The sequence below is a fragment of the Flavobacterium soyangense genome (assembly GCF_015277675.1).
Taxonomy (GTDB): Bacteria; Bacteroidota; Bacteroidia; order Flavobacteriales; family Flavobacteriaceae; genus Flavobacterium; species Flavobacterium soyangense.
Genome location: NZ_JADHEC010000032.1, coordinates 1 through 12,689 on the forward strand (window position 1 = coordinate 1; position 12,689 = coordinate 12,689).

Annotated in this window: 11 protein-coding genes and 1 pseudogene; 11 read left to right on the plus strand and 1 reads right to left on the minus strand. The window is 34.0% G+C overall.

Annotated features, from left to right (window positions below; genetic code table 11):
* From IR213_RS12785 to IR213_RS12835, 11 genes and pseudogenes are all read left to right on the plus strand, one after another.
* Positions 1-99, plus strand: a pseudogene (locus IR213_RS12785) (IS982 family transposase); the annotation flags it as partial.
* A 207-nt stretch (positions 100-306) separates the two neighbouring features.
* Positions 307-753: a hypothetical protein gene (locus IR213_RS12790; protein WP_194312699.1), complete on the plus strand. Its 447-nt coding sequence runs from the start codon at positions 307-309 to the stop codon at positions 751-753.
* Between the two features lie 60 nt (positions 754-813).
* Complete coding sequence (locus IR213_RS12795) at positions 814-1,260, plus strand: DinB family protein (RefSeq protein ID WP_194312700.1); 447 nt, start codon at positions 814-816, stop codon at positions 1,258-1,260.
* A 142-nt stretch (positions 1,261-1,402) separates the two neighbouring features.
* Entirely contained in the window at positions 1,403-3,181 is a 1,779-nt protein-coding gene (locus IR213_RS12800; protein WP_194312701.1) for an AMP-dependent synthetase/ligase, read from the plus strand.
* Positions 3,182-3,471: 290 nt separating this feature from the next.
* Positions 3,472-3,909, plus strand: coding sequence for a MarR family winged helix-turn-helix transcriptional regulator (locus tag IR213_RS12805; protein WP_194312702.1), 438 nt, complete (start codon positions 3,472-3,474; stop codon positions 3,907-3,909).
* A gap of 22 nt (positions 3,910-3,931) precedes the next feature.
* Complete coding sequence (locus tag IR213_RS12810) at positions 3,932-6,322, plus strand: 3-hydroxyacyl-CoA dehydrogenase/enoyl-CoA hydratase family protein (RefSeq protein ID WP_194312703.1); 2,391 nt, start codon at positions 3,932-3,934, stop codon at positions 6,320-6,322.
* Positions 6,323-6,407: 85 nt separating this feature from the next.
* Complete coding sequence (tnpA, locus tag IR213_RS12815) at positions 6,408-6,869, plus strand: IS200/IS605 family transposase (protein WP_194312704.1); 462 nt, start codon at positions 6,408-6,410, stop codon at positions 6,867-6,869.
* Between the two features lie 96 nt (positions 6,870-6,965).
* Positions 6,966-7,385: a hypothetical protein gene (locus IR213_RS12820; RefSeq protein WP_194312705.1), complete on the plus strand. Its 420-nt coding sequence runs from the start codon at positions 6,966-6,968 to the stop codon at positions 7,383-7,385.
* 5 nt (positions 7,386-7,390) lie between these two features.
* Positions 7,391-8,572, plus strand: coding sequence for an acetyl-CoA C-acyltransferase (locus tag IR213_RS12825; RefSeq protein WP_194312706.1), 1,182 nt, complete (start codon positions 7,391-7,393; stop codon positions 8,570-8,572).
* Positions 8,573-8,618: 46 nt separating this feature from the next.
* On the plus strand, positions 8,619-8,969 hold the full coding sequence (locus tag IR213_RS12830) for a four helix bundle protein (RefSeq protein WP_194312707.1): 351 nt from the start codon (positions 8,619-8,621) through the stop codon (positions 8,967-8,969).
* 65 nt (positions 8,970-9,034) lie between these two features.
* Positions 9,035-10,825 (plus strand): acyl-CoA dehydrogenase family protein, encoded by a 1,791-nt coding sequence (locus tag IR213_RS12835; protein WP_194312708.1) that lies wholly within the window; start codon positions 9,035-9,037, stop codon positions 10,823-10,825.
* A 280-nt stretch (positions 10,826-11,105) separates the two neighbouring features.
* Here IR213_RS12835 and IR213_RS12840 read toward each other — a convergent pair whose 3' ends face one another.
* Positions 11,106-12,356 (minus strand): BamA/TamA family outer membrane protein, encoded by a 1,251-nt coding sequence (locus IR213_RS12840; RefSeq protein WP_194312709.1) that lies wholly within the window; start codon positions 12,354-12,356, stop codon positions 11,106-11,108.
* Positions 12,357-12,689: the final 333 nt, after the last annotated feature.

Consider the following 12,689-nt stretch of genomic DNA (forward strand, 5'->3'; position numbering starts at 1 on the left):
AGAATTTTAGCTAAAATAACAGCTTTAACTTTGGTTCAATTCATCAATAGATTTATTTTTGAAAGACCAATAAACAATATTAAAACACAAATAGTTTAATTACACCCAACGGGTTAAAATTATTATAATTATCATTTTACTCATTTTAAAATTGCTTAAAATAATATTAGTTTTCATATATCTTGAGGTTTTCCAGAGGTTAAGTAGTTTAAGAAGTAATATTACGAAAAACTTTTAAAGTGAAATTATATCTCTAATCATAAACCGCTTCTTTTTTATATATTCGTGATTCAAAAAAAAATATTTATGAAAATTGTTAAGTTATTTTTCGCAACGCTAATTTTGTGCATTACACAATCATTTGCCCATGCTAAAATTACCAAAATTATAACTCAAAATCAAGAACATTATATCACTACAACAATAGATTATCCAGTTGCCGGAACGTATCAATACGAAAATATATCAGAACCTATAGTAGTATTAAATCTTGATGGGACAGGAATTTTTCAGAGTAAAGATTTGTCAAAAAAAGAAATTACTTGGGGTTTGGAATGTACTGAAGATGGATTCTTAAGATTCAAAGAAGGTTTTGACAGTGCTGCATATTCTATTTGGTATAAAAGTAAAGACAATTTAATTAATCCAGAATTAGATAAAAATAATGATTGGAAAAAGGTAGAATTTTCGATTCATTTCAACACGAATAAAATGTATATTATGGGTGAAAGAGTGAAAGATTATGTAAATTAGTTAAGCTAATAGTTCATCAATTTAAAAAAGAATATTTATAAAAATTAAAACTATTAAAGCATGCTAACAAAAACACTAGAAACATTGTTTACTAGAGACCTTAATCGCTTAAAAATAGAAATTGAATTGTATCAAGACGAAAAATCAATTTGGATTGTTGATAAGGAAATTTCTAATTCAGCTGGAAATATTTGCTTACATATAATTGGCAATCTTAATACTTATATTGGTGCAACAATTGGAAAGACTAATTATATTAGAAATAGAGAACTCGAATTTTCATTAAAAGACATTTCAAAATCAGAATTAATAAAGAAAATTGAAGAAACGATTCTTGTTGTCAACAATTCAATTCGCAATTTGAATAATCAGGATCTAGAAGCTGAATATCCAATAATAGTTTTTAAAGATAAAATGTCTACAGCGTTTTTTTTAGTTCATCTTGCAACACATTTAAGTTATCATCTTGGACAAATAAACTATCATAGAAGATTATTGGACAAATAATTACCTTTGAGTTCAAAGCATACTCATTCGATAAATAAATAGTATTCGATTAAATAAATTGCTAATAAAAACTCCTTTTTTTAAATTAAAATCAAATAATTCATAATTTTTACTAATTTGCGATAAATTAATACTTTCCCTAATGACATCAATCACCCGATTATTTGATTTTCCATATTATCAATTAGAGCATTATAACATTCCAGATGCTTTGGTTACCAAATATAATGGAGTCTGGGTAAAAACTTCGACCGAAGAATATATTGCAAAAGCCAATGCCGTTTCAAGAGCATTGTTGCGAATGGGAATCCAAAAAAATGATAAAATCGCACTAATTTCTTCCAATAATAGAACCGAATGGAATATTATGGACATTGGAATTTTACAAACTGGTGCGCAAAATATCCCTATTTATCCCACTATTTCTGAGGCTGATTACGAATACATAATCAATCATTCCGGTTCCATCTACTGTTTTGTGTCTGATGAAGAAGTGTTGCGAAAAGTAAATTTAATAAAACCAAATCTACCCAATCTTAAGGAAGTATATTCTTTTGATGAAATTAAAGGTTGCAAAAATTGGAAAGAATTGCTGGTTTTTGGCGAAGACAAGAGCAATCAAAATGTTGTAGAGGAAAGGAAAAACAATGTTAAAACTGAAGATTTAGCCACCATAATCTATACTTCCGGAACAACCGGAAAACCAAAAGGTGTTATGCTTTCACATAAAAATATCGTGTCTAATGTATTGGATAGTGCTTCAAGAATTCCTTTCGAAAAGGGAAAAAGTCGTGGTTTGAGCTTCTTGCCGGTTTGCCATATTTTTGAAAGAATGATTTTATATTTATACCAGTATTATGGTGTTTCAATTTATTTTGGAGAATCAATAGACAAAATCAGTGAAAATATAAATGAAGTAAAACCAACTGTAATGTCAGCAGTTCCTAGGCTTCTTGAAAAAGTGTATGACAAAATCTATTCAAAAGGATTGCAACTCAAAGGAATTAAGAGAAAGTTATTTTTCTGGGCTATAGATTTGGGGTTGAGATATGAACCTTATGGAGCCAATGGATTTTGGTATGAATTTCAATTAAAAATAGCAAGAAAACTCATCTTCAGCAAATGGAAAGCAGGTTTAGGTGGAAAATTAGATTTAATGGTTTCAGGAAGTGCAGCTTTACAGCCAAGACTAGCCAGAGTTTTCGCAGCCGCAGAAATCCCTGTAATGGAAGGATATGGATTAACTGAAACCTCGCCTGTAATCTCTGTAAATGACATGAGAAATCACGGTTTTAAAGTAGGAACAGTAGGCAAAGTAATTGATAACGTAGAAGTAAAAATTGCCGAAGACGGAGAAATTCTTTGTAAAGGGCCTAATGTAATGATGGGCTATTATAAAGATGAGGCTTTGACAAATGAAGCAGTTCGAGACGGATATTTCCACACAGGAGATATAGGTGAATTTGACAGCGAAGGTTTCCTTAAAATTACGGATCGAAAGAAAGAAATGTTTAAAACTTCAGGAGGTAAATATATTTCGCCACAATTACTGGAAAATGCAATGAAACAATCTCGTTTTATTGAACAAATTATGGTCATTGGTGATGGACAAAAAATGCCGGCGGCTTTCATTCAGCCCAATTTTGAATTTGTCAGAGAATGGGAAAAATTACATGGAATTACAGTAGATTCAACCAATGAAGAAATTATTGCAAATCCAAAAGTTATTGAACGAATTCAGGAAGAAGTAGATATTTTGAATGAGAAATTTGGGAATTGGGAAAAAATAAAACGTTTTGAATTAACACCGGATATTTGGTCAATTACTGGTGGTCATCTCACTCCTACTCTAAAACTGAAACGAAAAATAGTAATGGAAAAGTATATTGATTTATTTAATAAAATTTACGACAAAAACTAAACTATTTAAACCCCTCCCGTTTCCGAGGGGTTTTTTGTTAAAGCTGATTTTTAGAATTTAGACAATTTATCTTATCAACATTATCATTAATTAAATAGTTAATAATTAACAATACTTTTTTTAACTCTTCAATTAATTGAGGAGTTTTTTTATGCCTTAAAAAAAATATATAAATAACGTAAATTATTATGCATGCATAGTATTTTTAATTATCTTTGAAATCATAAACTATAACGTTGTCGTTAAAAAACATCGTATAAAAAAACAGATGTAAATTAATTGTGCAAAATATGAAAGACAAAACTATAGACTATATACTTCGTGCCACATGGCAAGCTGTTGCCAGAATGTATAATGAGGAAGCAGCAAAATATGGAGCAACAATGGCAACCGGCTTTGCTCTATTGAGTATAGACAAAGAAAATGGAACTCCTTCAACAACACTAGGTCCAAGAATGGGAATGGAAGCCACAAGCTTAACCAGAACCTTGAAATCAATGGAAGAAAAAGGATTAATAATCCGAAAAAAAAATCCGGATGATGGTCGAGGAGTTTTAATTTATTTAACTGAATCCGGAAAAGAAAAAAGAGAATTATCTAAATCGACTGTTTTAAAATTCAACGAAGCAGTAAAACAAAATGTATCTCCAGAAAAACTTCAAAATTTTATTGAAGTTTCAGAAATAATCAACGAATTAATTTCCGAAAAGAAAATATTCAATATCTAAAATTATAATCCAAAATAAAAAAATGAAAAGAGCAATTAAAAAAGTAGCAGTTATCGGATCCGGAATTATGGGTTCGGGAATTGCTTGTCATTTTGCAAACATTGGGGTTGAAGTGCTGCTTTTGGATATTGTTCCAAGAGAACTCACTGAAGTCGAAACCAAAAAAGGGTTGACATTAGAAAGCAAAATAGTTCGCAACCGCTTGGTCAACGAACATTTCCAAAATGCATTAAAATCAAAACCCTCTCCTATTTATCACCAAAAATTTGCCAGTCGAATTACAACTGGAAACACCACAGACGACATGGCAAAAATTGCCAATGTCGATTGGATTATAGAGGTTGTTGTGGAACGTTTAGACATCAAGAAACTGGTGTTCGAGCAAATCGAAAAATACCGTACACCTGGCACTTTGATTACCTCAAATACCTCCGGAATTCCCATTCATTTTATGAGCGAAGGACGAAGTGACGATTTCCAAAAGCACTTCTGCGGAACTCACTTTTTCAACCCAGCGCGTTATTTAAAGTTGTTCGAAATCATTCCCGGACCACAAACTTCAACCGAAGTGCTGGATTTCCTTACTATATATGGAGAGAAGTTCTTGGGCAAAACTTCGGTCGTTGCCAAAGATACTCCGGCTTTCATTGGAAACAGAATCGGAATTTTCGGAATCCAAAGCTTGTTCCATTTGGTAAAAGAATTAGGATTGACCATTGAAGAAGTTGATAAACTCACAGGACCTGTAATTGGAAGACCCAAATCGGCAACTTTCAGAACGGTAGATGTAGTTGGATTGGATACTTTGGTTCACGTTGCCAACGGAATTTACGAAAACTGCCCTAAAGACGAACAACATGAACTTTTCAAATTACCTGATTTCATCAGCAAAATGATGGAAAACAAATGGCTCGGAAGCAAAACAGGCCAAGGTTTTTATAAAAAAGTAGGAAGAGATATTCTGTCTTTGGACTTGGATACATTGGAATATCGCACTGCCAAAAAAGCTTCGTTTGCTACTTTGGAACTCACAAAAACCATTGATAAACCCATCAATCGTTTCAGTGTTCTGGTAAAAGGAAAAGACAAAGCAGGAGAATTTTACAGACGAAGTTTCGCCGGAATGTTCGCTTATGTTTCCAACAGAATTCCTGAAATATCAGACGAATTATACAAAATAGACGATGCGATGAAAGCCGGTTTCGGTTGGGAAAATGGTCCTTTCGAAATCTGGGATGCCATTGGAGTTGCAAAAGGAATCGAAATGATTAAGGACGAAGGCTTGGTTCCACCTGCCTGGGTTAGTGAGATGTTAGCATCAGGTAGTTCAAGTTTTTATTCCATTAAAGAAGGAGCTACTTATTTCTATAATATTCCAAACAAAACACAAACTAAAGTGCCTGGACAAGACGCTTTTATCATCCTGAACAACATTCGCGAAAGCAAAAAAGTTTGGAGCAACAGCGGAGCCATTATCCAGGATTTAGGTGACGGAATTTTGAATTTAGAATTCCAGTCGAAAATGAATACCATTGGTGGCGACGTTTTGCAAGCCATTAATAAAGCCATTGATTTATCCGAAAAGGAATACCAAGGTTTGGTTATCGGAAACCAAGGAGCAAATTTCTCTGTAGGTGCAAATATCGGGATGATATTCATGATGGCTGTCGAACAAGAATATGAAGAACTGAATATGGCCATCAAAATGTTCCAGGATACGATGATGCGAGTACGTTATTCCGGAATTCCGGTAATCGTTGCGCCACACGGAATGACTTTAGGGGGCGGTTGCGAAATGAGCATGCACGCTGATAAAGTGGTTGCTGCTGCAGAAACCTACATTGGATTGGTTGAATTTGGTGTTGGAGTAATTCCTGGAGGTGGCGGATCGAAAGAAATGGCGTTACGAGCTTCGGATTTATTCCGTAAAAACGATGTGGAATTGAATGTTCTGCAAGAATATTTCCTGACTGTGGCTATGGCCAAAGTTTCGACTTCTGCTCATGAAGCCTTTGATTTAGGAATTTTACAACACGGAAAAGATGTTGTCGTGGTCAACAAAGACCGCCAAATTGCCGAAGCCAAAAAACACGCTTTGCTAATGGCAGAAGCCGGTTATACCCAACCTATTCGCAGAAACGATGTAAAAGTTTTAGGGAAACAAGCCTTGGGAATGTTCTTAGTAGGAACTGACCAAATGGAAGCCGGAAAATACATCTCGGAACACGACAAAAAAATCGCCAACAAACTGGCTTATGTCATGGCCGGTGGCGATTTATCCGAACCAACATTGGTAAGTGAGCAATATTTATTAGATATTGAAAGAGAAGCCTTTTTGTCGCTTTGTACAGAAAGAAAAACATTGGAACGCATCCAATTTATGTTAACCAAAGGGAAACCCTTGAGAAATTAAAGACCTCATAGAGGTCAACTGTTTGTAGAAACGATAATATAATTTTGGTTTAGCTCCTTAGGAGCGACCTGTATAAAATTAATAAATGGCAAATACCTATTCACAAATTTATATTCAAATTGTTTTTGCTGTAAAAGGAAGAGAAAACCTGATTACAAAAGAAAACCGTGAAGAATTACATAAATTCATAGCTGGGATAATTAAAAATAGAGAACAAAAACTATTGTCCATTTTTGCAATGCCAGACCATGTTCATATTTTGGTAGGATTGAAACCAAACATTTCAATATCAGATTTGATAAGAGATATAAAAGCAGGTTCTTCAAAATTTATTAATGATAGCAAATGGATCGATGGAAAGTTTAATTGGCAAGAAGGATATGGAGCATTTTCCTATTCAAAAAGTAATATGGATAATGTCATAAAATACATTCTAAATCAGGAAGAACATCACAAAAAAGAAACATTTAAAGACGAATACTTACAATTTTTAGAAAAATTTGGAATCGAGTATGATTCTAAATATTTGTTTGAATGGGTTGGATAACAAACAGGTCGCTCCTACGGAGCTTCCCAACAAATACGCATTTAATGCTACAATCAGTGTGCCTCTACGAGGCAATTAAAAAATTTTAAATAAAAAATGAAGAAAAAACATTGGCAACAAATAACACTTTCAATTATAATTATACTAATTTTCATATGGCTTGCTGATTATTACAATAATCTTTTTAATTCAATATTTATTGATGCCAAAACAACAAAATATTATGAAATTTACGGGAATTTTGGAAGTTATCTTGGTGGAGTTTTAGGAACAATAATAGGATTTGTTACGTTGATTTTAGTTTATAAAACATATTCATCGCAAAGAAAAGAACTAAAAATTCAAAAAGAATTAATAACTCAACAACAATTTGAAAGCACATTTTTTAATATGTTAAATGTTCATCGAGAATTGAAAAATGGCTTAAAATTAAATAAAGAAAACAATTTTTTATTTGATAATAATAATCTTGATATAAAAAACAACAGAAAATTCTATGACTTTGATATAAAATAAAAATTATGAAAACAGCCTATATAGTAAAAGCTTACAGAACCGCCGTTGGAAAAGCCCCAAAAGGTGTATTTAGATTCAAACGCCCGGACGAATTGGCGGCAGAAACCATCCAGTTTATGATGAATGAACTGCCGGATTTCGACAAGAAACGCATCGACGACGTAATGGTGGGTAACGCAATGCCGGAAGCCGAACAGGGATTGAATGTTGCTCGGCTAATTTCCTTGATGGGGTTAAAAATCGAAGAAGTTCCAGGCGTAACCGTCAATAGATATTGTGCTTCGGGTATAGAAACCATCGGGATGGCCACAGCCAAAATCCAATCCGGAATGGCGGATTGTATTATTGCAGGTGGAGTTGAGAGTATGAGTTTTATCCCGATGGGCGGCTACAAACCTTCGCCGGATTATGCAGTCGCAGCAGCTGGTCACGAAGATTATTATTGGGGAATGGGATTGACTTCTGAGGCCGTGGCCAAACAGTATAACATTTCAAGAGCCAATCAAGATGAGTTCGCTTATCAATCACATATGAAAGCCTTGAAAGCCCAAACAGAAGGTAAATTTGACAAACAAATTGTTCCGATAACTATCGAGCAAACTTTTATTAATGAAAATGGCAAGAAAGAAACCAAATCCTATGTCGTAAATAAAGACGAAGGTCCCAGAGCCGGAACTTCGATAGAAGCCTTAGCCGGATTAAGACCGGTTTTTGCAGCTGATGGAAGTGTAACCGCCGGGAATTCTTCACAAATGAGCGATGGTGCCGCTTTTGTTTTGATTATGAGTGAAGAAATGGTCAAAGAATTAAACCTCACTCCTATTGCTCGTTTGGTCAACTTCGCTTCAGCAGGAGTCGAACCAAGAATTATGGGAATTGGCCCCGTAAAAGCCATTCCAAAAGCTTTAAAACAAGCTGGTTTGCAATTGAAAGATATTGATTTAATCGAATTGAACGAAGCATTTGCATCTCAATCATTGGCGGTAATTCGAGAATTAAATATAAATCCAGAAATAGTGAATGTTAATGGTGGAGCAATCGCTCTAGGACATCCTTTGGGTTGTACAGGTGCAAAATTATCGGTTCAATTGTTTGATGAAATGAAAAGGCGTGGAAACAAATATGGAATAGTTTCAATGTGTGTGGGAACCGGACAAGGAAGTGCGGGAATTTATGAATTGCTTTAGAAGAAAATAGAATATAGAGAAGAGAATATAGACTTAAAAAAGAAATATGTGTCATAATTATAAAAACTTGAAAATTTGGCAACTTGTAATAGAAATCACAAATGATATTTCTGATATTCTTCTAGAATTTCCTAGGCACGAGATATATGATTTAAGTTCGCAATTAAGTAGATATTCTGTTTCTATTCCAAGTAATATTGCAGAAGGTTCATCAAGAACTGATAAATCTTTTAGCCATTTTATTGATATTTCTCTTGGATCTTCTTTTGAATTAATTACACAACATATAGTTACAAAACATAGAAAATATATTAATGAAGAAACTTATAAAACTTTAGAAAATAAAATCGAAGAATTTCAAAGAATGACAATGGGTTTTCAAAATGGATTAAAATAAAGTCTTTTTAAACTATTCAAATCTTTATTCTTTATTCTATTCTCTATAATCTAAAATTAAAAAAAATGAGCGATAAAACACGCGGTGGACAATTCATCGTAAAAGAAACAAAATGCGAAGACATCTTCACACCCGAAGACTTCAATGAAGAACAAATAATGATGCGCGACTCGGTTAAGGAGTTTGTGGACAAAGAAATTTGGCCCAACAAAAGCCGTTTCGAGAAGAAGGATTATGCTTTAACAGAGGAAACTATGCGAAAAGCCGGTGATTTAGGTTTTCTAAGCGTGGCAGTTCCTGAAGCTTATGGCGGAATGGGAATGGGATTTGTAAATACTGTCCTGGTTTGCGATTATATTTCGGGAGCAACAGGTTCTTTTTCTACAGCTTTTGGAGCTCATACCGGAATTGGAACAATGCCAATTACTCTATACGGAACCGAAGAGCAAAAACAAAAATACGTGCCAAAACTCGCTTCCGGAGAATGGTTTGGTGCTTATTGCTTGACCGAACCGGGTGCAGGCTCAGATGCCAATTCAGGAAAAACAAAAGCGGTTTTATCCGATGATGGGACGCATTATAAAATAACTGGAGGAAAAATGTGGATTTCAAACGCAGGATTTTGTTCGTTATTTATTGTTTTTGCACGCATTGGAGACGATAAAAACATTACGGGTTTTATTGTAGAAAATGACCCAAGCAATGGAATTACAATGGGTGAAGAAGAGCACAAATTAGGAATTCGGGCTTCTTCCACCCGTCAGGTTTTCTTTGCTGACACGAAAGTTCCTGTTGGAAATATGCTTTCAGAAAGAGGAAATGGATTTAAAATTGCAATGAATGCCTTGAATGTTGGTCGTATAAAATTAGCTGCAGCATGTCTTGATGCACAACGCAGAGTAACCACAAACTCTATAAAATATGCCAACGAAAGAATGCAATTTAATACTCCTATTTCTCAATTTGGAGCCATTCGTTTAAAATTAGCCGAAATGGCAACTTCTTGTTATGCTGGTGAAAGTGCTACATATAGAGCTGCCAAAGATATCGAAGATAGAATTACGGCTCGCGAAGTTGAAGGCACTTCACACCAAGAAGCAGAATTAAAAGGGGTCGAAGAATATGCAATAGAATGTTCAATCCTAAAAGTTGCTGTTTCAGAAGACATACAAAATTGTGCCGACGAAGGAATACAGATTTTTGGAGGAATGGGTTTCTCGGAAGACACTCCAATGGAAAGTGCCTGGCGTGATGCACGAATTGCCCGTATTTATGAAGGTACGAATGAAATTAACAGAATGCTTTCAGTAGGAATGCTAATTAAAAAAGCATTCAAAGGTCATGTTGATTTAATTGGCCCCGCCACGAAAGTTCAGGAAGAATTAATGGGAATCCCATCTTTTGAAACACCTGATTATTCGGAATTATTCGCCGAAGAAAAAGAAATGATTGGCAAATTAAAAAAGGCATTCCTAATGGTTGCTGGAGGTGCTGTACAAAAATACGGTCCAGATTTGGATTCTCATCAACAATTGTTAATGGCCTCGGCAGATATATTAATCGAAATTTATATGGCCGAATCTACCCTATTGAGAACCGAAAAATTAGCCAAAAAAGAAGGGGAAGATAACGTAAAAGAACAAATTGCGATGGCAAAATTATACTTGTACAAAGCCGTCGATGTGGTTACACAAAAAGGAAAGGAAAGTGTGATTTCTTTTGCAGAAGGCGATGAACAGCGTATGATGTTAATGGGATTGCGTCGATTCACGAAATACACCAATATGCCTAACATTATTGGTTTAAGAGAAATGATTACCACAAAATTAGTGGTGGAAAACGAATACTGTTTCTAATTTTTAAAGCATTATTAAATAAGCTCTAATAGGAAATTTTTTGGATAAACAAAATATTCTAAACAGGGTCATCATATATTTTTCACCAGAATTCCACTTGTGCTATTACGCAACAGTTTAGTAATAGGCATTGCAAAGAGCAATCCTAATTTACGTGTTTATTAAGTGTTGAAATCGTTAACATAAGGAGTCAATTTTGGTGCGAATATGTGGAAATACACCCAACGGGTTAATAACCATTGTAATAACTTAAACCACGACGATACTGGACAATTTAAAGCTAAAATGATTCTCCTGCATTAAGATAAAATGCTTTTGAATGTCGCCCCCAGGCATAATTAAAAACCAAATTAGTTCGGGTAGCTTTATCAATTAAAATACGTAATCCAACGCCCACTGCTGGTTGAATATACTGAAAAAGGCGAATCTCCCGATCTTTATCACTAGCTGTTGTAAAATTTGAAAATACAGTTCCGCTGACTAACTGATTGCAGCTGATAGGAAACCGATATTCAGTTTCAAGATAGACCATTTTTTGACCGCGAAACAATCCTTGAGTATATCCTTTACCGCTACGGCTTCTTTGATCCCAGCCTATGGAAGGTAAATTTAGGTAAGGAACTCTGCCTGTTGTTACAAACTGTCCAGTTGCCCATACACTAAAAACATGCTGTTCATTATATTTACTCAAGGGCAAAAAATAGCGATATTCCATAAAAAGCACGTTGCTGGCATGTTGATTTTTACTCAATGCCGGGTTGAAACGATAATTGATATTGACAAACATTCCATGATTAGTATTGATTTGATTATCTCTGGAATCATATAATAAATTAAGGCTTAATCCATTCACAAAATATTCATTTTCATTATAGCCATACTTTTTGCTATAATTGTAATGGTTCGTAAATTGTCCATTGGCAATATTAAGGTTCTCATCAATTATTGAGGTGTACCAGTCTAAATGAACTCCGGCTCCAGCATAATAATTATTTTTAATTTCCCATGAGACCGTTTGATGAAACTTTAAATAATTATAATCCAACGGCTCTTTTAAAGCTTCTAAATCAAAATGCTTATCTCTGTTTGTGGGTGGAATAATATCGGTTCCTAACCCGTAATTAGGTTGAGAAAAAATATAAAAACGCCAGTCTCCACTTAAAAATATCTTGTTATTATTGAGCATCACGCTGTTTTTGACATTGATAAGGATTTGCTTTTTTTCGGTATAAGTTGCCCCAAAATTAATGGAAGAATACTTATCATTAAGCTTCTTCCCTTTGAAAGTATTTTGAGTTACAAATCCATACGAAAAACCAGTGGCGGGTTGTGTACCAAGGATGGGTATAATGAGAAAAAAATTATCTTTTTTTGGTTTCAATACAAGAACAGAATCTTTCTTTTTAAAAAGTTCAGGAAGTGATTCCACCGGACAACGCCTTGGAGAATCAAATGAATTCTGGGCAATGGTATTAAATTGTATAAAAACACTTAGCACTATGCTAAAACAAAAAATATATCTTTTATTCATAATGCAAATTTACAATATTATAGATAAAAATAAGTGAAATGTTGCCTTTATGCATACTGTTGGCCAAAGAAATTGTAAATACATCTAAAACCAAGAACAGATTACAAACTAACAATTGCAGTTTATAATCTGTATTTATTTGTCAAAAAGTACTATTTATTTTTTTAATTCATTCTTCTTAATCAATCCTTTATTGTTAACCCCGTTTTAACAGCCGCAATAATAGCTCCTTGAGAGCTGGTGAATTAATAATCATAAAATAATATTACAAATTAAAAAAAATGCTACTAAGTTTAATTCAAACAGACTTTTTTATAAACAACTAAACGTACA